At 71.3% G+C, this 24,600-nt stretch carries 25 protein-coding genes; 16 read left to right on the forward strand and 9 right to left on the reverse strand.

Annotated elements, in window-relative coordinates:
• The first annotated feature begins 9 nt into the window (after nt 1-9).
• Both OG202_RS39210 and OG202_RS39215 read left to right on the forward strand, forming a co-directional pair.
• On the forward strand, nt 10-909 hold the full coding sequence (locus OG202_RS39210; protein WP_327727081.1) for a LysR family transcriptional regulator: 900 nt from the start codon (nt 10-12) through the stop codon (nt 907-909).
• Between the two features lie 113 nt (nt 910-1,022).
• Nucleotides 1,023-2,108, forward strand: a complete 1,086-nt coding sequence (locus tag OG202_RS39215; protein WP_327727080.1) for a tartrate dehydrogenase — start codon at nt 1,023-1,025, stop codon at nt 2,106-2,108.
• A 117-nt stretch (nt 2,109-2,225) separates the two neighbouring features.
• On the opposite strand, the gene OG202_RS39220 is transcribed toward OG202_RS39215, so the two are convergent.
• Entirely contained in the window at nt 2,226-2,675 is a 450-nt protein-coding gene (locus tag OG202_RS39220) for a hypothetical protein (RefSeq protein ID WP_327727079.1), read from the reverse strand.
• Nucleotides 2,676-2,901: 226 nt separating this feature from the next.
• Between OG202_RS39220 and OG202_RS39225 the strand changes: the two genes are divergently transcribed.
• Both OG202_RS39225 and OG202_RS39230 read left to right on the forward strand, forming a co-directional pair.
• Nucleotides 2,902-3,816: a HipA family kinase gene (locus OG202_RS39225; RefSeq protein ID WP_328224308.1), complete on the forward strand. Its 915-nt coding sequence runs from the start codon at nt 2,902-2,904 to the stop codon at nt 3,814-3,816.
• Complete coding sequence (locus OG202_RS39230; protein ID WP_327727077.1) at nt 3,813-4,106, forward strand: SelT/SelW/SelH family protein; 294 nt, start codon at nt 3,813-3,815, stop codon at nt 4,104-4,106. Before OG202_RS39225 ends, OG202_RS39230 begins: the two co-directional genes overlap by 4 nt.
• A 23-nt stretch (nt 4,107-4,129) precedes the next feature.
• On the opposite strand, the gene aceB is transcribed toward OG202_RS39230, so the two are convergent.
• Entirely contained in the window at nt 4,130-5,764 is a 1,635-nt protein-coding gene (gene aceB, locus OG202_RS39235; RefSeq protein WP_327727075.1) for a malate synthase A, read from the reverse strand.
• A 228-nt stretch (nt 5,765-5,992) separates the two neighbouring features.
• A complete protein-coding gene (locus OG202_RS39240) occupies nt 5,993-6,652 on the reverse strand; it encodes a nucleotidyltransferase family protein (RefSeq protein WP_327727074.1) in 660 nt (219 codons plus the stop codon).
• Between the two features lie 263 nt (nt 6,653-6,915).
• Between OG202_RS39240 and OG202_RS39245 the strand changes: the two genes are divergently transcribed.
• The gene (locus OG202_RS39245; protein ID WP_327727073.1) at nt 6,916-7,203 is read left to right on the forward strand and encodes a DUF5955 family protein; all 288 of its coding nucleotides are present in this window, start codon (nt 6,916-6,918) and stop codon (nt 7,201-7,203) included.
• Between the two features lie 304 nt (nt 7,204-7,507).
• Here OG202_RS39245 and OG202_RS39250 read toward each other — a convergent pair whose 3' ends face one another.
• Nucleotides 7,508-8,101 (reverse strand): peptidase inhibitor family I36 protein, encoded by a 594-nt coding sequence (locus OG202_RS39250; RefSeq protein ID WP_328224309.1) that lies wholly within the window; start codon nt 8,099-8,101, stop codon nt 7,508-7,510.
• 251 nt (nt 8,102-8,352) lie between these two features.
• The gene (locus tag OG202_RS39255; protein ID WP_327727072.1) at nt 8,353-9,156 is read right to left on the reverse strand and encodes an IclR family transcriptional regulator; all 804 of its coding nucleotides are present in this window, start codon (nt 9,154-9,156) and stop codon (nt 8,353-8,355) included.
• A 273-nt stretch (nt 9,157-9,429) separates the two neighbouring features.
• Here OG202_RS39255 and allB point away from each other — a divergent pair, with 273 nt between their 5' ends.
• Together allB and alc are read left to right on the forward strand one after the other, a co-directional pair.
• Complete coding sequence (allB, locus tag OG202_RS39260) at nt 9,430-10,770, forward strand: allantoinase AllB (RefSeq protein ID WP_327727071.1); 1,341 nt, start codon at nt 9,430-9,432, stop codon at nt 10,768-10,770.
• Between the two features lie 89 nt (nt 10,771-10,859).
• Entirely contained in the window at nt 10,860-11,990 is a 1,131-nt protein-coding gene (alc, locus tag OG202_RS39265) for an allantoicase (protein ID WP_326575061.1), read from the forward strand.
• Nucleotides 11,991-12,180: 190 nt separating this feature from the next.
• On the opposite strand, the gene OG202_RS39270 is transcribed toward alc, so the two are convergent.
• Nucleotides 12,181-12,966 (reverse strand): SDR family oxidoreductase, encoded by a 786-nt coding sequence (locus OG202_RS39270; RefSeq protein ID WP_327727070.1) that lies wholly within the window; start codon nt 12,964-12,966, stop codon nt 12,181-12,183.
• 211 nt (nt 12,967-13,177) lie between these two features.
• Here OG202_RS39270 and OG202_RS39275 point away from each other — a divergent pair, with 211 nt between their 5' ends.
• Both OG202_RS39275 and OG202_RS39280 read left to right on the forward strand, forming a co-directional pair.
• A complete protein-coding gene (locus OG202_RS39275) occupies nt 13,178-13,804 on the forward strand; it encodes a dihydrofolate reductase family protein (protein ID WP_328224310.1) in 627 nt (208 codons plus the stop codon).
• Nucleotides 13,805-13,955: 151 nt separating this feature from the next.
• A complete protein-coding gene (locus OG202_RS39280) occupies nt 13,956-14,342 on the forward strand; it encodes a ribonuclease domain-containing protein (protein WP_326575055.1) in 387 nt (128 codons plus the stop codon).
• Between the two features lie 97 nt (nt 14,343-14,439).
• Here OG202_RS39280 and OG202_RS39285 read toward each other — a convergent pair whose 3' ends face one another.
• On the reverse strand, nt 14,440-14,643 hold the full coding sequence (locus tag OG202_RS39285) for a hypothetical protein (RefSeq protein WP_326575053.1): 204 nt from the start codon (nt 14,641-14,643) through the stop codon (nt 14,440-14,442).
• A 202-nt stretch (nt 14,644-14,845) separates the two neighbouring features.
• On the opposite strand from OG202_RS39285, the gene OG202_RS39290 reads away from it, so the two are divergent.
• Together OG202_RS39290 and OG202_RS39295 are read left to right on the forward strand one after the other, a co-directional pair.
• A complete protein-coding gene (locus OG202_RS39290) occupies nt 14,846-16,105 on the forward strand; it encodes a sensor histidine kinase (RefSeq protein WP_327727068.1) in 1,260 nt (419 codons plus the stop codon).
• Between the two features lie 380 nt (nt 16,106-16,485).
• The gene (locus OG202_RS39295; RefSeq protein ID WP_328224311.1) at nt 16,486-17,322 is read left to right on the forward strand and encodes a hypothetical protein; all 837 of its coding nucleotides are present in this window, start codon (nt 16,486-16,488) and stop codon (nt 17,320-17,322) included.
• Between the two features lie 48 nt (nt 17,323-17,370).
• Here the strand turns inward: OG202_RS39295 and OG202_RS39300 are convergent, their stop codons facing one another.
• Nucleotides 17,371-18,399, reverse strand: a complete 1,029-nt coding sequence (locus OG202_RS39300; protein ID WP_326575047.1) for an aldo/keto reductase — start codon at nt 18,397-18,399, stop codon at nt 17,371-17,373.
• A gap of 155 nt (nt 18,400-18,554) precedes the next feature.
• On the opposite strand from OG202_RS39300, the gene OG202_RS39305 reads away from it, so the two are divergent.
• Together OG202_RS39305 and OG202_RS39310 are read left to right on the forward strand one after the other, a co-directional pair.
• Nucleotides 18,555-19,226 (forward strand): response regulator transcription factor, encoded by a 672-nt coding sequence (locus OG202_RS39305; protein WP_327727066.1) that lies wholly within the window; start codon nt 18,555-18,557, stop codon nt 19,224-19,226.
• Between the two features lie 138 nt (nt 19,227-19,364).
• Nucleotides 19,365-20,555: a cytochrome P450 family protein gene (locus tag OG202_RS39310; RefSeq protein WP_328224771.1), complete on the forward strand. Its 1,191-nt coding sequence runs from the start codon at nt 19,365-19,367 to the stop codon at nt 20,553-20,555.
• A 278-nt stretch (nt 20,556-20,833) separates the two neighbouring features.
• Here OG202_RS39310 and OG202_RS39315 read toward each other — a convergent pair whose 3' ends face one another.
• Nucleotides 20,834-21,844, reverse strand: a complete 1,011-nt coding sequence (locus OG202_RS39315; RefSeq protein WP_326575043.1) for a Gfo/Idh/MocA family oxidoreductase — start codon at nt 21,842-21,844, stop codon at nt 20,834-20,836.
• A gap of 129 nt (nt 21,845-21,973) precedes the next feature.
• Here OG202_RS39315 and OG202_RS39320 point away from each other — a divergent pair, with 129 nt between their 5' ends.
• From OG202_RS39320 to OG202_RS39330, 3 genes are all read left to right on the forward strand, one after another.
• Complete coding sequence (locus tag OG202_RS39320) at nt 21,974-22,711, forward strand: GntR family transcriptional regulator (protein WP_326585559.1); 738 nt, start codon at nt 21,974-21,976, stop codon at nt 22,709-22,711.
• A gap of 140 nt (nt 22,712-22,851) precedes the next feature.
• Nucleotides 22,852-23,997, forward strand: a complete 1,146-nt coding sequence (locus OG202_RS39325) for an ROK family glucokinase (RefSeq protein WP_326575041.1) — start codon at nt 22,852-22,854, stop codon at nt 23,995-23,997.
• Complete coding sequence (locus OG202_RS39330) at nt 23,994-24,575, forward strand: sugar kinase (protein WP_326575039.1); 582 nt, start codon at nt 23,994-23,996, stop codon at nt 24,573-24,575. Before OG202_RS39325 ends, OG202_RS39330 begins: the two co-directional genes overlap by 4 nt.
• Nucleotides 24,576-24,600: the final 25 nt, after the last annotated feature.

The following is a 24,600-nucleotide window of genomic DNA, read 5'->3' on the forward strand; positions in this document are numbered from 1 at the left end:
GGAGGCACCGTGGACGCCCGGCAGCTGGAGTACTTCCTCGCCATCGTCGAGCACGGAGGTTTCAGCAAGGCCGCCGCCGCCCTTCACGTGGCCCAGCCGTCGCTGTCCCAGGCGATGGCGAACCTGGAGGCGGACCTCGGGGTGGCCCTCTTCCACCGGGTGGGCCGGGGCGTCGTACTGAGCGAAGCGGGCGCGGAACTGCTGGAGCCGAGCCGACGCGTGCTGCGGGATCTGGCTGCCGTGCGGGACACCGCGGCCTCGCTCGCCGGGCTGCACGGCGGCAGCGTCGAGGTCGCCACCATGCCCTCGCCCGGCATCGAACCGCTCACCACCCTCATCCACCGCTTCTCCGAGCTGCATCCGTCGGTGACGGTGAGCACCCAGGCCGCCTTCACCCCGGACGAGGTCGTCTCCCTCGTCCGCAGCGGCGCCTGCGAACTGGGCCTGCTGGGCAGCGCCACCCCCGTGCACCCGTCGGGACTGGACGTCCTGCACGTCGAGGACCAGCCGTTCGTCGTCGTCGCCGCACCCGGCGGGGCGATCGAGGACGACGTCACGATCCGGCCCGAGGACCTGGCCGGCCAGAAGCTCATCGCGTCCCGCACCGGCAGCCTGATGCGCAGCATCGTCGACGACATCACCGTGGGCGGCACCGGAACGGGGATCGTGACGGTCGTCGACCACCGCACGTCGATCCTGCCGCTGGTCCTCACCGGCGTCGGCGTCGCCGTCCTGCCCTCCTCCTGGACCCGGCTGGCCCGCCGCTGCGGTGCCGTGGTCGCACCCATCGAGCCCACCGCGCATCTCCACGTCGCGCTGATCAGCCTGCCCGCGCACCTCACACCGGCCGCGCGCGCCTTCCGCACCCTCACCGAGTCGCTCGCCCGACGACGAGCTCACGGTGCCTGACGCGGGACCGATCGGCTGCGCCTATACGTCGTATCGAAAGCACGTCTTGGACGTGCCGTGACGTCGGTGTGTTGACTCGAAACCGACCGCACGACAGCGAGCCGGAGGCACCCATGACAGCCGCACCCCGCACGTTCCGTATCGCCGCCGTCCCCGCCGACGGGGTGGGCAAGGAGGTCGTCGCCGCCGGGCGAGCCGTCCTGGACGCCCTGGCCGAGGACTCCGGTGGCGCCTTCGCCTTCCGGTGGGAGGAGTTCCCCTGGGGGTGCGCGTACTACGAGCGCACGGGCCGGATGATGGACGAGGACGGGCTCGAGCGGCTCAAGGACTTCGACGCCATCTATTTCGGCGCCGTCGGCTGGCCCTCCGTCCCCGACCACATCAGCCTGTGGGGCCTGCGGCTGAAGATCTGCCAGAGCTTCGACCAGTGGGCCAACGTCCGCCCCGTGCACTTCCTGCCGGGTGTGCGGAGTCCGCTGCGCAAGGCCGACGACACCGAGCTCGACTGGGTGGTCGTCCGGGAGAACAGCGAGGGCGAGTACGCGGGCCTCGGCGGCCGCAACCTCTCCGCCCGTGGGCAGGGCGGCGAAGTCGCCGTCCAGTCCGCGCTGTTCACCGAGGTGGGCTGCGAGCGGATCATGCGGTTCGCCTTCGACCTGGCCCGGACCAGGGCGCACAGGAAGGTCTCCTCCGTCACCAAGAGCAACGCCCAGCAGTACGGCATGGTCCTGTGGGACGACGTCTTCAAGCGGGTCGCGCTCGACTACCCGGACGTCGAGACCGAGAGCGTGCTCGTGGACGCGATGTCCGCCAAGTTCGTCCTGCGCCCCGAGGACCTCTCGGTCGTCGTCGCCTCCAACCTCAACGCCGACATCCTGTCCGACCTGGGCAGCGCCCTGGCGGGCAGCCTGGGCCTGGCGGCGAGCGCCAACCTCAACCCCGAGCGCCGCTTCCCCAGCATGTTCGAGCCGGTCCACGGCTCCGCCCCGGACATCGCGGGCCAGGGCCTCGCCAACCCGATCGGCGCGGTCGGCAGCGCCGCCCTGATGCTGGAGCACTTCGGTCTGCCCGATCAGGCGGCCCGCCTGAACAAGGCGATCGAGGCCACGGCCGCCGCCGGCATCCTCACCCGCGACGTCGGCGGCACGGCCACGACGGAGGACGTCACCAAGGCCCTGATCGACGCGCTCGACACCTGACGGTCCCCGAGGGCGTTCGGCTTCGATCGACGATCCGGCGCCGTCCGGGTGTCGACGACGGAGGCCGTCGGCTCCGGCGCGCACGAGGCTGAAGACCGGAGCCGACGCGCAGGCGGTTCATACCCGCACCGAGTCCAGCGGGATCGTCGGACACAGGGGCGGCTCCTGGTCGGGAGTCAGCGTCGTGCGGCCGTAGACCCAGTCCATGAAGGAGTAGGCGTACGGGTCGCTGGCGCGCATCACGGCGTTGCGCTGTTCCCGCTTCACCCCGGTGTGGTGCCAGAGTTCGCCCCTTGCGCGTGCGGTGAGGACGACACGGGGGCCATTTTCGGTGCGTACGGCCTCGTAGGCGGCGAGTGCCGTCTCCCAGTCGACACCGGCCCCCTGCACGGACGCCGGCACGGATCCCTGCACGGACCGCTTCGCGAGCCGGGCGCCCACGTGGTGGGCCGGCACCCAGCCGTCCTCGACGGCCATGACGGCGTTCTGGGCCGTGTACTGCAGCGGCGGGTGGGCCGCGTCACCGAGCAGGGCGATGCGGCCGCCGTACTCCTCACCAGCGATCACCCCCGGTTACTATGCTCACTTCATGCCGGAGGCCGGAAGCAAGGGGCGGACGGCCATGGACGGGCTGCTGGGGCCATGGACGGGCTGCTGGGGAGGCGGGGAGATCTGCGTGTCGGTCGAAACTCCCCGGATTCGCCCGAGGGCTGATGGCGGGCCGTTCCCTCTGTTGGACGCCTCAGAGACCGACCATGGAGGGCAAGGCCGATGAGGCGGGTGGGTTGAGAAAATGCTGAGGGAAGTCACTGCGACCCGCTACATCGAGCCCCTGCGGGCAGGCGGCTCCGTCCCCGGGATCGTCGAGGCCGACGACCTGGGCACCTACGTCGTGAAGTTCACGGGTTCGGCGCAGGGACGCAAGGCGCTGGTCGCCGAGGTGATCGTCGGTGAGCTGGCGCGGGCGCTCGGCCTGCGCTTCCCCGAGCTGGTCCTCGCGCACTTCGACCCGGTGATCGCCGACCACGAGCCGCACCAGGAGGTGCGGGAGCTGCACGGCGCGAGCACCGGTCTCAACCTCGGCATGGACTATCTGCCGGGCGCGAAGGACTTCACCCCGGAGGTCGCCAAGGAGTTCCGCGTCGACCCCGTCGAAGCCGGCCGGATCATCTGGCTCGACGCCCTCACGGTCAACGTCGACCGCACCGTGCACAGTTCGAACCTCATGATCTGGCCCACGCTCGGCATCGCGCCCCCGCGTCTCTGGCTGATCGACCACGGCGCGGCTCTCGTCTTCCACCACCGCTGGGACGCCTCCGACCCCGCGAAGGCGTACGACTTCCGCCACCACGCCCTCGGCCACTACACCCCCGACGTGCGCGCGGCCGACGCCGAGCTGGCGCCGAAGGTGACGGAGGAGCTGCTGCGGCGCATCGTGGCCGAGGTCCCGGACGCCTGGCTGCCCACCGAGGACGGCTTCGCGTCGCCCGACGAGGTCCGCGACGCCTACGTCCGCTACCTCCACGCGCGCGTGGGGGCCTCCGACGCCTGGCTCCCCACCGACTTCCCCACCCGGGAGGAACTCGCCGCCGAGGAGGCCCTCCGTGCGGCGAAGACACGGCGAGGCCGCCCGGACTGGCTCAAGCGGGTCCCCGACCTGCACGGCAAGCCGGCGGCGGAACAGGATTGGTCGGTGCACCTCGGATGAGTCCCGTCGTACAGATCGAGTACTGCACCCAGTGCCGCTGGCTGCCCCGCGCGGCCTGGCTGGCGCAGGAGCTGCTCACCACCTTCGAGGCGGAGATCGGCGAACTGTCCCTCAAGCCCGGCAAGGGCGGCGTCTTCGTCGTACGCGTCGACGACGAGGTCGTCTGGGACCGCCGCGACCAGGGCTTCCCCGAGCCCACCGCCGTCAAGCAGGCCGTACGCGACCGAGTGGCCCCGGGGAAGTCCCTGGGCCACTCCGACAGGGCCGCGCAGGAGGAGGGCGGCTCGTGAGCCGGGCCGGCTCGTGAGCCGGGTCAGCCCTTGAGCTGCTCGTACGCCGGGAGGGTCAGGAAGTCGGCGTAGTCCTCGTCGAGGGCGACCTGGAGGAGCAGGTCGTGGGCCTGCTGCCAGTGGCCGGCCGCGAAGGCCTCCTCGCCGATCTCGGCGCGGACGGCGGCCAGTTCCTCGGCGGCGATCCTGCGGGCCAGCTCCGGGGTGGCCTTCACGGATTCGCCGGCGTGCTCGAACTCCACGCCCGCGTTGATCCACTGCCAGATCTGGGAGCGGGAGATCTCGGCGGTGGCCGCGTCCTCCATGAGGTTGAAGATGGCGACGGCGCCGAGTCCGCGCAGCCAGGCCTCGATGTACCGGATGCCGACCTGGACGGCGCTGACGAGACCGGCGTACGTCGGCCTGGCGTCGAGGGAGTCCACGGCGATCAGGTCGGCCGCCTTGACGTCGACGTCCTCGCGGAGGCGGTCCTTCTGGTTCGGCTTGTCGCCGAGGACCGCGTCGAAGGAGGCCATCGCGATCGGGACCAGGTCGGGGTGGGCGACCCAGGAGCCGTCGAAACCGTCGTTCGCCTCGCGGTCCTTGTCGGCCTTGACCTTCTCGAACGCGACCTTGTTGACCTCCTCGTCGCGCCGCGACGGGATGAACGCGGCCATGCCGCCGATCGCGTGTGCGCCGCGCTTGTGGCAGGTGCGGACGAGGAGCTCGGTGTACGCCCGCATGAACGGTGCCGTCATCGTCACCGCGTTGCGGTCCGGGAGGACGAACTTGGCGCCGCCGTCACGGAAGTTCTTCACGATGGAGAACAGGTAGTCCCAGCGGCCCGCGTTCAACCCCGAGGCGTGGTCGCGGAGTTCGTAGAGGATCTCCTCCATCTCGTACGCGGCCGTGATCGTCTCGATCAGGACGGTCGCGCGGACGGTGCCCTGCGGGATGCCCACGTAGTCCTGCGCGAAGACGAACACCTCGTTCCAGAGGCGGGCCTCCAGGTGGGACTCCGTCTTCGGGAGGTAGAAGTAGGGGCCCTTGCCGAGGTCGAGCAGCCGCTGGGCGTTGTGGAAGAAGTACAGGCCGAAGTCGACGAGCGCGCCGGGGACGGGGGTGCCGTCGGCGTCGACGAGGTGGCGCTCGTCGAGGTGCCAGCCGCGCGGGCGCATGACGACCGTCGCCAGTTCCTCGTCGGGGCGCAGGGCGTACGACTTGCCGGTGCGCTCGTCGGTGAAGTCGATGTTCCGGGTGTAGGCGTCGGCCATGTTCACCTGGCCGAGGACCACGTTCTCCCAGGTCGGCGCGGAGGCGTCCTCGAAGTCCGCGAGCCAGACCCGCGCCCCGGAGTTGAGGGCGTTGATCGTCATCTTGCGGTCGGTGGGGCCGGTGATCTCGACGCGGCGGTCGTCCAGGGCGGCGGGGGAGGGGGCCACCTTCCAGGAGTCGTCGGCGCGGATCGCGGCGGTCTCCGGGAGGAAGTCGAGTGTGGAGGTGCGGGCGATCTCGGCGCGGCGCTCCGCGCGGCGGGCCAGCAGCTCGTCACGGCGGGGCGTGAACCGCCGGTGCAGTTCGGCCACGAAGGCGAGGGCGGCGGGGTTGAGGACCTCGTCCTGGCGGGGCAGGGGCTCGGCGTCGACGATGGCCAGCGGGGACGGCGCTGGTGCGGACATGAGCGGTCACTTCCTTCAGCGGGCGTGGCACCGGGTGTCAGTCGACCCGGGTAGGGCTGTGAACACCCTCGGATGGGCGGGGCGCTTCTGAACAGTGGATACTAGTTTCCTCATGGTGGAAGTTCAATGTTTTGTTGATGTCGAGACTCTTCGGGTCGAGAGGCAGTGGCGCCGGGTGCCACGTCGCTCACGCAACGTGTCGGGGCCGCCCGCTCCGGCCGTGGTGGCTCACTCCAGGTGGATGAGATCGGCTTCCGTGTCGATGTCGTACGGTCGCGCCACGTCCCCGCACTCGACGAGCGTGATCGCCTCTTCGTGCGCCTTCAGATAGGCGCGTGCCCCGCGGTCCCCGGTGGCGGTCGCGGCGACGGCGGCCCAGTGGGCGGTACCGAGCAGGACGGGGTGCCCTCGGCGGCCGTCGTAGGCGGCCGCGGCGAGCGCGCCGCCGGGCTCGCACGCGGCGAGGACGCGGGCCACGGCCTCCGGCCCGATGCCTGGCTGGTCGACGAGCGCGACCAGGGCGGCGTCGGCGTCCGTCCCGATCAGCGACTCCAGGCCGGCCCGCAGCGACGAGCCCATGCCCTCGGCCCAGTCCGGGTTGTCGACCAGTACGCAGCCGGGCAGTTCGGCCCGGGCGCGTACGGTCGCGGCCTCGGCGCCGAGGACCACGTGGATCCGGGCGCAGCCGCCCGCCCGCAGTACCCCGACCGCGTGTTCGACCAGGGGGCGGCCGTGGTGGGTCAGCAGGGCCTTGGGGCGTCCGCCGAGGCGCCGCCCGCCGCCGGCGGCCAGCAGCAGCCCGACGACCTCGCTCCGGCCGGCCGCCGCGTCAGGGGTCGGGTGCCGGGCTGTGCTCAGGGGTGGGTTCCGGGCCTCGTGGTGCGTCATGTCCCCTTGCATACCCGACCCGGCGTGGGCGTGCCGTGAAGCCGGACGGACGGGACGACGGCTTTGCGATGCCCGGGGACTGAATTTCCGTCCCCGTGGTGGCGCTCGCCACACTGATTGGCGTTTACTGGCCCGCGCCACCCCCGGCGCCCGACCGACGCCACGGGGTGGTCGGCCGTGCTTGGGCGTATGGCCATGACTCGCGCACAAGGGAGTGGGCGAGGGGGGAGAGGGCTGTGTTGCGGAGCTTGGGGCAGAGGCCAGTGACCGGCAGTGACGAGGATCCGAAGGTGGCGGGGTTGCGGTCGGCCGTGTCCCGGCTGCGTCGTGAACTGGCCGCGCATCCGGCCGAGTTCCCCGACCGGGGGATCGCCGAGGACGAACTGGCGGTGCTCGCGGCGATGGCCGTCACCGGTATGCCCGAGGTGCCGCGGCTGCGTCGGTCCCTGCTGCTGATCGCCGGGTCCATCGGATCCGTCAGCGCGTTGGCGAGGGGGCTCGCGGAGGTCCGTACGGCGGTGGAACTGTTCGGCGATCCGCCGAGACGCTGAGGCACCGATCCGCTGAGACGCTGAGGCGCTGAACGGATTTCCTTGCTCACTCTCTACCCATTTCCAACCTCCGGGTGCTGCGCCCCTTTGCCCCCCCGGATGCGGATGAGTGGGCTTCTCGCGCGATTAACCGTACCCCTTGAAAGCGGTCGATTCATGGGGCCGCATCCGAGGTGGATACGGCCCCACTGATTTCCACTGCTTTTCACCTGCCGATTACCCCGTCTTCGCGTCGCACCGAATGGTTGCGGTGTGCGGAAATCGGGAACTCGCCCGGCTCAGGTCAAAAGGGGTGACGGATCATTCAGCACACCCAGAGTCCGTCGGCCTTGTCGTTGTTGGCGCTGCCGACGTTGGAGCTGGACGACGGAGCGGTGGACGTCCACAGCAGGGCCCAGGACGAACCCGTCCAGTTGTACACGTGGGTCTGGGTTCCTCGGCTCTGGTTGTTGTGCCAGGACGTGGTCTGGTCGTTGAAGCCCCAGTTGGCGAGGTTCTCGAAGTTGCAGTCCGACCAGGTCAGACGGCGTCCGTCGAAGTTGGAGTGCTCGTAGAGGCACGTCCAGAGGTAGCTGCAGTTGGGCGTTCCGAGGGTGCCCATGAGCTCGTTGACGGCCCGGGCCTTCTTCTCGCCCGGCAGCGGGAAGGTCATGACGGCCTTGCCGTCGCGCCACGCGATCTGGTTGACGCCGATCTGCTGTCCGCCGGGGGTCGTGGCCATCTGTTTGTCGATCTGCCGTTGCAGATCGGCGACTTCGCTCTTGCTCAGACCCGCTTTCTGGGCCTGTGTGGCGATGGTGCTCTGGAGTTCGGTCGATGCCGACGTCGGCCCTGCCATTCCGAGCACGGCCATGGCGCCGGCGGCGAGGGTGACACCGATCTTGGTTCTCGTGCGCATGGGATCCAGTTCCCTTCGGTCACGAAGCTCCGGGAATTTCCGAGCGCAGGAAACGGTAATTCATCGACCGATAGCGAGGCAGAGTGTTTCCGGCTGTTTATTGACCGAAACATGCCACATCCGTTTTTGGGGTCGCTCCTCGCGATCTTTCCGCTGTCTCGCCGAATTCTTTGATCAGTCGGTGAAAGGCGGGATCGGGCGGGACGGCGTCGCCGTATGGGCGCGGTGCGGAGCGGGAACGCGCCGGAGCGTCAGCCGCCCGCACCCGAGCTGGCCAGGGCCTCCGAGAGCTCCACGGCCACCTGCTGCAGTACGGGCACGATGCGTTCGGTCGCCGTCTCCGTGACGCGGCCCGCCGGGCCGGAGATGGAAATGGCCGCGGCGGTGGGGGAGTTGGGGACGGAGACGGCGAGGCAGCGGACGCCGATCTCCTGCTCGTTGTCGTCGACGGCGTAGCCGAGGGTGCGGACCTCGTCCAGGGCGGCGAGGAAGCCGTCGGGAGTGGTGATCGTCTTGTCCGTGGCGGCCGGCATGCCCGTACGGGCCAGCAGGGCGCGGACCTCGTCGGCCGGGAAGCCGGCGAGCAGGGCCTTGCCGACGCCGGTGGAGTGGGGCAGTACGCGTCGGCCGACCTCGGTGAACATCCGCATGGAGTGCTTGGACGGCACCTGGGCCACGTACACGATCTCGTCGCCGTCGAGGAGCGCCATGTTCGCCGTCTCGCCGGTCTCCTCGACCAGGCGCGCGAGGTAGGGGCGGGCCCAGGTGCCGAGCAGCCGGGACGCCGACTCGCCGAGGCGGATCAGGCGCGGGCCGAGGGCGTACCGCCGGTTGGACTGCTGGCGTACGTAACCGCAGACGACCAGCGTCCGCATCAGCCGGTGGATGGTCGGCAGGGGCAGCCCGCTGCTCGCGGACAGTTCGCTGAGGCCCACCTCGCCGCCGGCGTCCGCCATCCGCTCCAGCAGATCGAAGGCGCGCTCAAGGGACTGGACACCACCGGAGGACGACTTGGTGGAGTCGGTCGTGTGGGCGCTGGCGCTGGACGTCGGCACGGGCGCGGTCCTTTCGGGATGGCGGGCGAGGTCGCAGCCTACCGGGCAGTTCGTTGACTACTCGCTTGTGCGTCACTACGTTCTGCGCGGTGGAAGTCTAATTCCGTCTTGTGAAAACATCCAGAGTGGACGCGGTGGGGGCACAGTGGAGGGGTGACCCTTGACGGGGCGGGGGTGGGGGTGAAAACTCCTTCAACAGAACGTTGAATTCCGTTACGCGGAAGTAAATACCGTTACGCGGAAGTGAACGGCGGTACGGCGAGAGGGGTCCCGGTGTCCGAGGCTGAACTGGTGTTGCGCTCGACGCGTGTCATCACCCCCGACGGATCGCGCCCCGCCGCGGTCGCCGTCGCGGACGGCAGGATCACGGCCGTACTCCCGTACGACGCCGACGTACCGGCCGGCGCGCGCCTGGAAGACCTCGGCGACCACGTCCTGCTGCCCGGCCTCGTCGACACCCATGTCCATGTGAACGACCCCGGCCGCACCCACTGGGAGGGCTTCTGGACCGCCACCCGCGCCGCGGCGGCCGGCGGCATCACCACCCTCGTCGACATGCCCCTCAACTCCCTCCCGCCGACGACGACGGTCGACCACCTCCGGACGAAGCGCGAGGTCGCCGCCGACAAGGCGCATGTCGACGTCGGCTTCTGGGGCGGCGCCCTGCCCGACAACGTCAAGGACCTGCGGCCCCTGCACGACGCCGGGGTCTTCGGCTTCAAGGCCTTCCTGTCCCCGTCGGGCGTCGACGAGTTCCCGCACCTCGACCAGGACGGACTCGCCCGCTCCCTGGCCGAGATAGCAGGCTTCGGCGGTCTGCTCATCGTGCACGCCGAGAACCCGCACCACCTCGACGCGGCCCCGCAGCGGGGCGGCCCCAGGTACGCCGACTTCCTCGCCTCGCGCCCGCGCGACGCCGAGGACACCGCCATCGCGACGCTCGTCGCCCAGGCCCGGCGGCTCGACGCACGCGTCCACGTCCTCCATCTGTCCTCCAGCGACGCGCTCCCGCTGATCGCCGGGGCCAAGCGGGACGGCGTACGCATCACCGTCGAGACCTGCCCGCACTACCTCACCCTCACCGCCGAGGAAGTCCCGGACGGGGCGAGCGAGTTCAAGTGCTGCCCGCCCATCCGGGAGTCCGCCAACCAGGACCTTCTCTGGCAGGCGCTCGCGGACGGCACCATCGACTGCGTGGTCACCGACCACTCCCCGTCGACGGCCGACCTGAAGACCGACGACTTCGCCACCGCCTGGGGCGGCATCTCCGGCCTGCAACTGAGCCTCGCGGCGGTCTGGACGGAGGCCCGCAGGCGCGGCCACGGTCTGGAGGACGTGGTCGGCTGGATGTCCACGCGCACGGCGGCCCTCGTCGGCCTGGACGACCGCAAGGGCGCCATCGAGGCGGGCCGCGACGCCGACTTCGCCGTCCTCGCCCCCGACGAGACCTTCACCGTCGACCCGGCCGCACTCCAGCACCGCAACCGCGTCACCGCCTACGCCGGCAAAACCCTGTACGGCGTGGTCAAGTCCACCTGGCTGCGCGGTGAACGCATCGTCGCGGACGGCGAGTTCACCGACCCGAAGGGACAACTCCTCACCCGCACCCCCTGATACTCCCCCAAGCTCTCGGCTTCGCTCGACCAGAGGGACCCCCACCCGCACCCGCGGCGGCCGACAACCGAAAGGCAGACCTGATCATCGTGACGGCGCAGCAGCACACCCCGCCTGCGAGCTTCACCGGCGACGCGAACCCGTACGGCGGCGGTGACCCGTACGCGGACTACCGCACCGCCGACTTCCCCTTCACGCGGTACGCCGACCTCGCCGACCGCAGGCTCGGTGCCGGTGTGGTCGCCGCCAACGACGAGTTCTTCGCCCAGCGCGAGAACCTGCTGGTGCCCGAGCGCGCCGAGTTCGACCCCGAGCACTTCGGGCACAAGGGCAAGATCATGGACGGCTGGGAGACGCGCCGCCGCCGGGGCGCCTCCGCCGAGCACCCCTGGCCGACGGCCGAGGACCACGACTGGGCACTGATCCGCCTGGGCGCGCCCGGCGTGATCCGGGGGATCGTCGTCGACACGGCCCACTTCCGCGGCAACTACCCGCAGGCGGTGTCCGTCGAGGGCGCGTGCGTGGCGGGCTCCCCGTCGCCGGAGGAACTGCTCGCCGCCGACGTGAAGTGGACGACCCTCGTCCCGCGTACCCCGGTCGGCGGCCACGCGGCGAACGGCTTCACGGTCTCCGCCGAGCAGCGCTTCACGCACCTCCGCCTGAACCAGCACCCCGACGGCGGCATCGCCCGCCTGCGCGTGTACGGCGAGGTCGTGCCGGACCCGGCCTGGCTGGCCGCCCTCGGCACCTTCGACGTCGTCGCCCTGGAGAACGGCGGCCTGGCCGAGGACGCCTCCAACCTCTTCTACTCACCCGCCACCAACACCATCCAGCCCGGCCGCGCCCGGGTGATGCACGAGTGCTGGGAGACCAGCCGCCGCCGCGACCAGGGCAACGACTGGATCCGCTACCGCCTGGCCGCCCAGTCCGAGATCCGCGCCCTGGAGATCGACACGGCCTACCTCAAGGGCAACGCGGCGGGCTGGGCCACGGTCTCGGTGAAGGACGGCGACGACGGCGACTGGACCGAGATCCTTCCCCGCACCCGCCTCCAGCCCGACACCAACCACCGCTTCGTCCTCGACGGCCCGGTCGTGGCCACCCATGCCCGCGTCGACATCTACCCCGACGGCGGCATCTCCCGGCTCCGCCTCTTCGGCTCCCTGACGGAAGACGGCGAGACCCGCTTGTCGGCCCGCCACCAGGAACTGGGCGGCTGACGAGCGCCCCGTCAGGGGCGCGGGGAACTGCGTGACAAGCCCCGACGCTCCGGCAGGCAAGCACACGGGCGAGCCACCCCCGCACCCCTGGCGGGGGCCTGGGGGCGGCAGCCCCCAGAGGCAGTGACGGGTTCCGCAGGGGCAGCGCCCTCAGGGAGGGGACGGGTAGGGGCGGCGGGGGCGACACCCTTCACGCCGCATGCCCCCCGTCCACCGAGAACTCCGCCCCGGTCACGTACTCCGCCCCCGCCAGATACGCCACCATCGACGCGACCTCCGCGGCCGTCCCGAACCTCCCCAGCGCGGTCATCTCCGCCTGGCCCGCCGCATACGGCCCACCCGCCGGATTCATGTCCGTGTCCGTCGGCCCGGGATGCACGACATTCGCGGTGATCCCCCGCTCACCGAGCTCCCTGGCCAGCGCCTTCGTCAACCCGACCAGCGCCGACTTGCTCATCGCGTAGAGCGTTCCGCCGGGACCGGGCACACGCTGTGTCATGCACGTCCCGACGGTGATGATCCGGCCGCCGCCCCCCATCCGGGCCGCGGCGGCCTGGGACGCCAGGAAGACACCCCGCACATTCACGGCGAGCACCCGGTCCACCTCGGCGAGCGGCAGGCTCTCCAGCGGCCCCAGCACCCCGACACCGGCGTTGTTCACGAGCACGTCCAGCCGCCCGCCCAGCGCCTCGGCCGCCCGCCCCACCGCACCCGCCGCCTCCTCGGGATCCCCGGAGTCCGCCCGCAGGGCCACTCCCCGCCGCCCCAGGGCCTCCACGGCCCGTACGACCTCCTCGGCCCCCTCCCTGCCGCGCACATACGTGACGGCCACGTCCGCGCCGTCCCGGGCCAGTCGCATGGCCGTGGCGGCCCCGATGCCGCGGCTGCCACCGGTCACGAGGGCGACCTTGCCGTCGAGAGGACGTCCGCCGTTGACCGGGGGGCCGTCGTTCACAGTTCCGTTCGAAGTAGTCATGCCCCCATCCCACCCGCCGACCCCGCCCGACCGCTGGCGGCGAACGGACGTCGAGGTCGGGCGAGGCCCGTCGAGCCGGCCCGCATCCTCGGTCCGCCGATGAGTTGCGGGCGCCACCGGGGTCTGCCCTGATGACAGAAGAGCCCGCCGGACGGGCGGACCCCACCGGACCACGGCTCCCACCTCGGCGCATCGAAAGCAGGCACCCGCCATGGGCAAGCTCTCCCTCACCTCCTTCGTCACCCTCGACGGCGTCTACCAGGCCCCCGGCGGCCCCGACGAGGACCGCCGCGACGGCTTCGAGCACGGCGGCTGGAGCGTCCCGTACGGGGACGAGGACTTCGGACGGTTCATCGACGGGGTCTTCGGCCGCGTCGGCGCCTTCCTGCTGGGCCGCAGGACGTACGAGATCTTCGCCGCTCACTGGCCGAAGGTCACGGACCCGGCCGACCCGGTCGCGGGGAAGCTCAACTCCCTGCCCAAGTACGTCGTTTCGAACACCGTGACGGACCCCGAATGGAACGCCACGACCGTGCTCTCAGGGGACCTCGCCAAGGAGGTCACCGCCCTCAAGGAACGCACCGACGGCGAGGTGCAGGTCCACGGCAGCGGGAACCTCGCCCAGTCGCTGTTCGCCCTCGACCTGATCGACACCGTGCACCTGCTGACGTTCCCCGTCGTCCTCGGCGCCGGCCGCCGCCTCTTCGCCGAGGGCGCCCTTCCGACGGCGTTCCGCCACGCCGGGGGCGGTATCACGAGCACCGGGGTGTCGATCCAGACGTACGAACGCGCGGGGCGTCCCGAGTACGGCACGTACGAACTCCCGGAGAATGCCTGACCTGCGACGGGCCTGCCGGCGGTCGGCGGTGTGAAGATCGCGGGCGCCCTCGTGAACTCCGGTTAACTCCCGGAAAACTTACCGGACGTGCCCGGAAAATCATGGAACTTGTCATTGACATGCCACTGTCTACGCGCGTCATCATGTGGCCATGAGATTCCCCCCACGCGCATCTCGCATCGGCGCAGCAGCCGCCGTCCTGTCCGCCCTTCTCGTGGGCGGCACCGTCACCGCCACCCCGGCAGCCGCCGCCGTCGGCAGCATCTGCTACAGCGACCTGCCGTCGCAGGCGTACACCACGCTCAACCTGATCGCCCGGGGCGGCCCCTACCCGTACACGCAGGACGGCAGTGTCTTCCAGAACCGGGAACGCGTCCTGCCGGCCCAGTCCACCGGCTACTACCACGAGTACACGGTGAAGACCCCCGGCTCCTCCACCCGCGGCGCCCGCCGCATCGTCACCGGTGAGGACTACCAGGAGGACTACTACACGGCCGACCACTACGCGTCCTTCGACCTGGTCGACTACGACTGCTGATCCGAAAGCCACCCGTCCCGGCCGTCTGTTCACCCCCCACCGGACAGACGGCCGGGACGGGCCACCGCTCACCGGACAGCCGCCAACGGCACCACGGTCAGCCGGACTTCCGGCTCTCCGCCGCCGCGAACAGGGCGATCGCCAGGACGATCAGCGCGATGCTCGCATAGATCTCGTAGCCGTCCAGGGCGCTCCACCGCTGTGTCACCCCCCACTTCAGCTTGCCGGTGAGTTCGTACACCAGACCGCCGGAGCCCTGCAGCAGCGCGATGAACCCGAGAAACTCCAGAAACTGCTTCATGTCCGAGATCCTCGCCCCGCGGTCCCCCCACCTTCATCGGCCGCGGGGCGAGGCCTGTCCGACGGAAGTAGCCGTCCGCGGGGCGACGGGCCGCCGAAAGTCGACGGGGTCACGACTTCGGTCGCGATCCCGGCGGACAGGAGGTGAACGACGGCCGTCTCCGCATGGAAACGACGGCCGTCTCCGCATAGATTCGTCGACCGTGAGTGGTGACAAGCCGGTGCCGGAGCCCCCGACCTTCCCGGGGCGGAGCTGGCTGTTGCCGTCGGCCCTGCTCGACCCCGACCCCGACCACGATCCCGGGAACGGACACCCCGGACGGCCTCCCCGGCGCACCGCACGCGACTGGGTCGTCGACTTCACCTGCTTCCTGCTGGCCGTGTTCATCGGTCTCCTGGGCTTGGACACGGTCAGGAACGAACCCGATCTGCCCCAGGCCTTCGCCGTTCTCGACCAGGTGCTGGGCGCCCTCGCCTGCGCCGCCGTCTGGCTGCGGCGCCGCTGGCCGGTCGGCCTCGCCGTCGCGATGGTCCCGGTCTGCTTCGTCTCCAACACCGCGGGCGGCGCCGGCCTGGTCGCCCTCTTCACCCTCACGGTGCACCGGCCGTTCCGGTACGTGGCCTGGATCGGCGGCGCGTCCCTCGTACTGAACCCGCTGTTCTTCTGGCTGCGCCCCGACCCCGACGTCACCTACCCCTGGGCGGTCTTCCTCGCTTTGCTCCTCACCGCCGCGATCGTCGGCTGGGGCATGGTCGTTCGCTCCAAGCGGCAGCTCATGCTGAGCTTCCGGGACCGCGCCCGACGCGCCGAGACGGAGGCGGCGCTCCGGGCCGAGCAGGCGCAACGGCTCGCCCGGGAGGCCATCGCGCGCGAGATGCACGACGTCCTGGCGCACCGCCTGACGCTGCTGAGCGTGCACGCGGGCGCGCTGGAGTTCCGGCCCGACGCGCCCCGCGCCGAGATCGTCCGCGCGGCGGGTGTCATCCGGGAGAGCGCCCACGAGGCCCTGCAGGACCTGCGGGAGATCATCGGGGTGCTCCGCGCGGGTGAACCCGACGACGCCGGGCGCCCCCAGCCGACCCTCACCGGGCTCGACACGCTCGTCTCCGAGTGCCGCGAGGCCGGCATGAAGGTCGTCCTCGACCAGCACGTCACCGACGGCGCCGCCGTCCCCGCCTCCGTCGGCCGCACCGCTTACCGCATCACCCAGGAGTGCCTGACCAACGCACGCAAGCACGCCCCCGGCGCCGAGGTCACCGTCACCGTGGCGGGCGCCCCGGGCGACGGACTCACCGTCCGCGTACGCAATCCGGCGCCCCCGGGGGAGGTTCCGCACGTCCCCGGCTCCGGCCAGGGCCTCATCGGCCTCATCGAGCGCGCCACGCTGGCCGGGGGCCGCCTGGACCACGGCCCCGAGCAGGACGGCGGGTTCGGGGTGCGGGCCTGGCTGCCCTGGGCCTGAACACCGCCATCACCTCGGCGCCGGTCACCGGCACCACCTCGGCGCCGGTCACGGCGTCGCCTCGGGGCCGAACCCGGGTATCGGCGTGCGCCACGCCATCTCGTCCCGCATGATTGCCAGTTGACTCGTACGACGCGTGCGAGCCGTTCGGCACGGAGCACCTGGTGCGTCTCGGGAGGGACAGCAGAGTGAGTTTCGGGGGACACAACCCGTATCAGCCGCCCTGGCAGCCGAACGGAGGACCGTACCCCCCGCCTCCACCGCCCCAGGGACCGTACGTCCCGCCCCAGCCGGGACCACCACCGTACGGCCCCAACCCCCCTTACCCGTACGGGCCCCACCCGTACGGTCCGCAACCGCCGCCCACCCTCGTGCGGCGGATGCGGGAGGACGAATGGCCCCCGCTGAAGGAGTTCTTGAGCGGGCTGCGGCTGCACGGCTGTCTCTGGGCGATGGCCGTGATGTGCGCGTGGCCGATGGTGGTCGGCCTGCTGGTGGGCTACCCCCTGGCCCGCTCGGCCCGCCGACCGGCCCGGCGTGTCTTCCCCTCCCGCGCCCGCCACCGCCTCGTGGACGACGACGTGACGCGGATGCAGCGGAAACGGGCCTGGACGGCCACCCTCATGTCCCTGCTGATCCTGGCGGCGTACGGCAGACCCGAGGACGTGGACCAGGCGCAGCAGCAGTTCATGATGCGGCTGACCGTCACCCCCTGGCTGCTGCTGCTCAGCGCGCCCGTGGTCGTCGCGGCCCTCTTCCGCTGGTCGTCGCCGGCCACGCGACGGGCCATGCGCACCCCTCTGCGCACCGCCGGGAAATCGGCCCTGTGGTACGTCGGCGCCTTCACCGCCGTGCCGCTCCTCGGCGGCGCGATCTACTCCACACGCACCTACCTGGGGAAGGACATGAACGTCTGGGCGCCGCTCGCCCTCCTCGTGCCGCTGCTCTGGGTGCTGCTCTTCATCGCCTTCGCCTCCGGGCCCGCCGTGCGCAGCGCCTTCAACACCGCCGACGTGCACCCGGCCCTCCCGGCGCTGCTCACCGGAGCCCTGGTGTGGGAGTTCTCCGCCATCAACCTGGCCGTCGGCGGACTGCCGCCGGGCCCGCCCCTGGTCCAGCTCGCCGCCCTCGTCGGCGGCCCGGCCTCGGTGACGGCCGTCGCGTGGTGGGAGGTACGCCGCCTGCGCACCCGGTACGGCGTACGCCTGAGGGCCTGAGGGCCTGAGGGCCTGAGGGCGACCGAGCCGACCACCCGGCCCAGGCTGTCAACCCGTACGCGGCACCACGCGCTGCCCCGCCGACCCGTACACCCACGCCGACGCCTCGTCGATGAAGTCGCCGGGGAAGCCGAGGCGGAAGTCGGTGGTCTCCTCCAGCCGGGCCAGCACCTCCGCGGGGAGGACGAGCCGGGCGGCGCCCAGGTTGTCCATCAGCTGCTCGACGCGGCGGGCGCCGAGGACGGGGTGCACGGCGGGGGAGTGGGCCATGGTCCAGGCGATGGCCACCTGGGCCGGGGTGGCGCCGAGTTCGTCCGCGGCGGTCCGCACGGCCTGCGCCACCGCGCGCTCGCGCTCCCCGATCACCTCGGCGGACAGCCGGGTCGCGGTGCCCGGCGTCACCCCGCCCGGCCGGGTGTACTTGCCCGACAGGACGCCGTTCTGCAGCGGGCTCCAGGCCGCCACCGACATGCCGAACGCCTCCGCCATCGGCAGCAGTTCGCGCTCGATGTCCCGGTTGAGCAGGCTGTACGGCACCTGGAGCGCCGACAGCGGCGACCAACCCCGCCACTCCGCGAGGGTGTTGGCGCGTGAGACCACCCAGGCCGGGGCGTCCGAGATGCCGACGTACAGCACCTTCCCGGACCGTACGGCGTCGTCGAGGGCGCGCATCGTCTCCTCGACCGGGGTGTTCCGGTCCCAGATGTGCACCCAGTAGATGTCGACGTAGTCGGTGCCCAGCCGGCGCAGGCTCGTCTCCAGGGAGAGCGCGAGGTTCTTGCGGTGGTTGCCGGCGGCGTTGGGGTCGGTGCCGTCACGGGAGACGGTGTACTTGGTGGACAGCACGAAACGGTCGCGCCGCCCCTTGAGCAGGTCGCCGACGATCCGCTCGCTCTCCCCACCCCGGTAGTTGACCGCCGTGTCGATCACATTGCCGCCGGCCTCCGCGTACACGTCGAGGATCCGCGCGCACTCCTCGGGGGGCGCCCCCACCCCGCCCTGCTCCCCGAACGTCATGGCGCCCAGGAACAGCTCGGAGACGCGGAGCCCGGTCCGGCCCAGGAGTCGGTAACGCACCTGATTCCTCCGTCAGTTGAAAGCCGTACCGGCCGACACTAACGGGTCGGCCCCCGGCAACGCGGCGGTCCACGACGAAGCGTCATTACGGTAGTGCTCCATGACCGACATCCGAACGGTGGGCCGATGACCGTGCTGCGACGAACGATGGGCCGATGACCGTGATCCGACTGCTCCTCGTCGACGACGACCCCCTCGTGCGCGCCGGACTCTCCTTCATGCTGGGCGGCGCCGACGACATCGAGATCGTGGGCGAGGGCGCCGACGGCGACGAGGTGGACGCCCTCGTCGACCGCACGCGCCCCGACGTCGTCCTCATGGACATCCGGATGCCGACCGTCGACGGTCTCGCGGCCACCGAGCGGCTCCGCACCCGCGCGGACGCGCCCCAGGTCGTCGTCCTCACCACCTTCCACGCCGACGACCAGGTCCTGCGCGCCCTGCGCGCGGGCGCCGCCGGCTTCGTCCTCAAGGACACCCCGCCCGCCGAGATCGTCGCGGCGGTACGGCGGGTCGCGGCCGGCGACCCCGTGCTCTCGCCCGCCGTCACCCGCCGTCTGATGGCACACGCCGCCGGCAGCGCACCCGACACCCGGCGCGCCACCGCCCGTTCCCGCGTCGCCGCCCTCAACGACCGCGAACGCGAGGTGGCCGTCGCCGTCGGCCGCGGCGCCTCCAACGCCGAGATCGCCGGCGAACTCTTCCTGAGCGTGGCCACCGTCAAGACCCACGTCTCCCGCATCCTCGCCAAACTCGACCTCAACAACCGTGTGCAGATCGCCCTGTTGACGTACGACGCGGGACTGCTGGAGGACGACGGGCGCTAGATCCACCTCCGATACACGCCCTGGCAGACGGGCGCCGGAGGACGGGCCCGGAGGGCGCCGGGCGCGGCCGGGGCGAGGGGCGGGGCACTCGTGGGCGGACCGGCACGTTGTACGGGCGAGGGGGGACTCATGGGACAGATGAAACAGACGAAAGTGATCGATCTGGGGGAGTACGGGCCGAGGTTCACCGAGGACCCGCACCCCGTCTACGCCCAGCTGCGCGAGCGCGGCCCCGTCCACCGGGTCCGGCTGCCGAAGCCCGACGTGCACCAGGAGGTCTGGCTCGTCGTGGGGTACGAGGAGGCGCGGGCGGCGCTCGCCGATCCCCGGCTGGCGAAGGACGGCTCGAAGGTCGGGGTGACGTTCCTCGACGAGGAGCTGATCGGCACGTATCTGCTGGTCGCCGACCCGCCCCAGCACACCCGGCTGCGCGGGCTGATAGCCCGCGAGTTCACCGCGCGCCGGGTCGAGCGGTTGCGGCCGAGGGTTCAGGAGATCACCGACTCGCTGCTGGACACGATGCTGCCGCGGGGCCGCGCCGATCTGGTGGAGTCGTTCGCCTACCCGCTGCCGCTCACCGTCATCTGCGAGCTGCTCGGCGTGCCCGAGTTCGACCGGGCGGCCTTCCGCAAGCTGTCCACGGAGGCGGTGGCCCCGACCAGCGGCGAGAGCGAGCACGAGGCCTACATCCAACTCGCCGCCTACCTGGGCGAGTTGATCGACGACAAACGCAGCTCCCCGCCCGCCGACGACCTGCTGAGCGCCCTGATCCGCACGACGGACGAGGACGGCGACCGCCTGTCCCCCGCCGAACTGCGCGGCATGGCCTTCATCCTCCTCATCGCCGGCCACGAGACCACGGTCAACCTCGTCACCGGCGCCGTCCACGCGCTCCTCACCCACCCCGGACAACTCGCCCAGGTACGGGCCGACATGAGCCTCGTCGACGCGGTCGTGGAGGAGACGCTGCGCCACGAGGGACCGGTGGAGAACGCGACATTCCGCTTCGCCACCGAGCCGCTGGACATCGGCGGCACGACCATCCCGGCGGGCGACTCGGTGATGATCGGCCTGACCGCCGCCGACCGCGACGGCACCCGCTATCCCGCCCCCGACCGCTTCGACATCCACCGCGACACCCGCGGCCACCTCGCCTTCGGCCACGGCATCCACTTCTGCCTCGGCGCGCCCCTGGCCCGTCTGGAGGCCCGTGTGGCCGTCCGCGCCCTCCTGGAACGCTGCCCCGATCTGGCCCTGGACGGCCCACCCGGGGAGTGGCTGCCGGGGATGCTCATACGGGGGGTGCGGAGCCTGCCCGTGCGTTGGTGAGGACGACTTTTCGCCCCCGCCGCCCCTACCCGTCCCATCCCTCAGGGGCGGTGCCCCTTCTACCCCCATCCGCGGGTCCGGTGGGGCTTCTCGCGCAGTTCCCCGCGCCCCTGAAAAGCAGGGGTTGCGCCCCGTGCTTTTCCAGGGGCGCGCAGGGCCGTGTCTTTATGGGGCGCGGGGAACTGCGCGACCAGCCACGACGTACCCGCAGCCGCGACCTCACGCGGAACCGTCCGGCCCGGGGCGAAACCCTGCGGGCCGGGCCGGAGGCCAGGGCGCTACTCCCGGCCGCCCGGAATCTCGCCCAGGTTCACCGGCCGGTGTTCCCGCCGGGACAGCTCGCACGCCTCGGCGACCCGGAGCGCCTGGAGTGCCTCCCGGCCGTCGCACGGGTTCGCCCGCTCCCCGCGCACCACCTCGACGAACGCGGCGATCTCCGCCTCGTAGGCGGCGGCGAAACGCTCCAGGAAGCCGGTCCACGGCTTGTCGGCGGGCGGTGGCCCCTTCGGCTCCGTGGACGCGACCGGCGTACGGTCGTCCAGCCCGACCACCACGGTGTCCAGCTCGCCGGCCAGCTCCAGGCGTACGTCGTACCCGGCGCCGTTCACCCGCGCCGCCGTGGCCGTGACCAGCGTGCCGTCCTCCAGCGTGAGCACGGCGGCCGCCGTGTCGAGGTCGTGCGCCTCCCGGAACATCGGGTGCCCGACGTCCGACCCGGTGGCGTACACCGTGGCGACCTCGCGCCCCGTCACCCACCGCACGATGTCGAAGTCGTGGATCAGACAGTCCCGGTAGATCCCGCCGGAGACCGGCAGGTACGCCGCGGGCGGCGGCGTCTGATCGGCCGTGAGCGCCCGTACGGTGTGCAGCCGCCCGAGCCGGCCCGCGCGTACGGCTTCCCGCGCGGTGACATAGCCGGAGTCGAAGCGCCGCTGGAAGCCCATCTGCAGCACCGTCCCGGCCGCGTCGACCTCGGTCAACGCGCTTAAGGTGCCGGGCAGGTCCACGGCGATGGGTTTCTCGCAGAACACCGGGAGGCCCGAGCGTGCTGCCCGACCGATCAGTTCGCCATGGGCCGAGGTCGCGGCCGTTATGACCACGGCGTCCACACCCCAGGTGAAGATCTCGTCCACGCCCGGTGCCACCGTCTCGCCGAGGCGGTCCGCGAGGTCATGGGCCCGAGCCGGGTCGACGTCCGTGATGATCAGAGAGCCGACATCACGATGCCGGCTGAGGGTGGTCGCGTGAAACGTCCCGATGCGACCTGCCCCGATGAGTCCGATGCGCATGGGAAACAAAGTGGGGTCGCACCTGCCGCCGTGTCAATGGTTTGTCCGGACAACCGAACTACGCAACTTCCCGTCACCCAGCACCGGGGCTACGCTCGGCCCGTGCCGAAACCAGAAGTGGCTCCGACCGTGTCGCTCCAGCTCAGCGTCGACCGCAGCAGTCCGGTCCCGCTCTACTTCCAGCTGTCCCAGCAGCTGGAGGCCGCGATCGAGCACGGCGAGCTGACCCCGGGCAGTCTGCTGGGCAACGAGATCGAACTGGCCGCCCGCCTCGGCCTGTCCCGCCCGACCGTCCGCCAGGCCATCCAGTCACTCGTCGACAAGGGCCTGCTCGTACGCCGCCGCGGCGTGGGCACCCAGGTCGTCCACAGCCAGGTCAAACGGCCTCTGGAGCTCAGCAGTCTCTACGACGACCTGGAGGCCGCCGGCCAGCGCCCGGCCACCCGCGTCCTCCACAACGCCACCGTCACCGCCTCCGCCGAGGTCGCCGCAGCCCTCGCCGTCGCGGAGGGCAGCGAAGTCCACCGCATCGAGCGACTCCGTCTGGCCCACGGCGAGCCCATGGCCTACCTCTGCAACTACCTTCCCACCGACCTCCTCGACCTCGACTCCCCCCAGCTGGAAGCCACCGGTCTCTACCGCCTCATGCGCTCCGCGGGCATCACCCTCCACAGCGCCCGCCAGACGATCGGCGCGAAGTCGGCGACGCCGGAGGAAGCCGACCGCCTCGGCGAACCCGCGAACGCCCCCCTTCTCACCATGCAGCGCACGACCTTCGACGACACGGGACGAGCGGTCGAATACGGCACCCACATCTACCGAGCGTCGCGCTATTCGTTTGATTTCCAACTCCTGGTGAGGTCGTGAGCGAGGGGCGCCCCCTGCGCCTTCAAGGGGTGCGGGGAACCGCGCGACCAGCCCCCACCGGACCCGCACCCGAAAAACAACCGATCGCACCCCACGCCCCCACGCCCCACCCAGCGGAGCGTTAAGGCAGAATCGGTCCGATGAGCACTTACCGCGACTTCACCCACCGCGGCTCCGCGCGGGCCACCGTCCTGCGGACCGTGGGAACGCGCGAGCGCCGCTCCCACCTGACGGCCCCTCGCGTCCCCACCGTCGGTATCGACATCGGCGGCACGAAGGTGATGGCGGGCGTCGTGGACGCCGACGGCAACATCCTGGAGAAGCTCCGCACGGAGACACCGGACAAGTCGAAGAGCCCCCAGGTCGTCGAGGACACCATCACGGAACTGGTCCTGGACCTCTCCGACCGGCACGACGTGCACGCCGTCGGCATCGGCGCCGCCGGCTGGGTGGACGCGGACCGCAACCGCGTGCTGTTCGCCCCCCACCTGTCCTGGCGCAACGAGCCGCTGCGCGACCGCCTCGCCGGCCGGCTCGCGGTGCCGGTCCTGGTCGACAACGACGCCAACGCCGCCGCCTGGGCCGAGTGGCGCTTCGGCGCAGGCCGCGACGAGGACCACCTGGTCATGATCACGCTCGGCACCGGCATCGGCGGCGCGATCCTGGAGGACGGCCAGGTCAAGCGCGGCAAGTTCGGCGTCGCGGGCGAGTTCGGCCATATGCAGGTCGTGCCCGGCGGCCACCGCTGCCCGTGCGGCAACCGCGGCTGCTGGGAGCAGTACAGCTCAGGAAACGCCCTGGTCAGGGAGGCCCGCGAACTCGCGGCGGCCGACTCCCCGGTGGCGTACGGGATCATCGAGCACGTCAAGGGGAACATCGCCGACATCACCGGGCCGATGATCACCGAGCTGGCCCGCGAGGGCGACGCGATGTGCATCGAACTGCTCCAGGACATCGGCCAGTGGCTCGGCGTCGGCATCGCCAACCTGGCCGCCGCCCTCGACCCGTCCTGCTTCGTCATCGGCGGCGGTGTCTCGGCCGCCGACGACCTGCTGATCGGCCCGGCCCGGGACGCCTTCCGCCGCCACCTCACCGGACGCGGCTACCGCCCCGAGGCCCGGATCGCGCGCGCCCAGCTCGGGCCCGAGGCCGGCATGGTGGGCGCCGCCGACCTCGCGAGACTCGTCGCCCGCCGCTTCCGCCGTGCCAACCGGCGCCGGGTGGAGCGGTACGAGCGTTACGCGCGGTACGTGGAGGCCCGTCGCACCACCCAGGACTCCGCGTGACCGCCTCGGTGCCGCATCAGGGCTCCTCCCCGGAGGAGCCGGAGCGGCCCACCGAGAACCGCCGCCACCGGAACCGCCGCCGGGCGATCACTCTGGCGATCATCGTGCTGCTCATCGGCGTACCCGCCGGCTATCTGGTGATCTCCGCCAACCAGAGCCGCGACAGCGGCAAGGACAAGGAGAAGAAGTACTCGGCGACCGGCCTCACCGCCCACTGGCCCTCCCGGGTCCAGCAACGCCTCTACCAGGTGCCGATCCCGCCGTACTCCAAGCATGTCGCGTACTACGAGACGAACAACTGGAAGACCAGCCGTCTCTACGTGCAGTTCTATACGAGCAACGAGGGCCTGGAGAGCTTCCTCAACCAGATCGGCGTCAGCACGGGCGACCTGGACGACGACGAGATCGCGATCCACTCCCGCGACCGGCGGATCGTCGGCTGGGACTTCACCGGCACCGGCCCCTGGTACGGCCTCGTCAACGACCAGAAGAACCCCGCGCCCACCCACGACATCGTCGTGAACCGGTCCAACCCGGACCATCCGATGGTGTACGTGGTGTCGCGAACCGTACCCTGACCAGGGAAGACCCCGAGGCGGGCGG

Origin of the sequence: Streptomyces sp. NBC_00310 (assembly GCF_036208085.1) — a bacterium.
Lineage (GTDB): Bacteria > Actinomycetota > Actinomycetes > Streptomycetales > Streptomycetaceae > Streptomyces.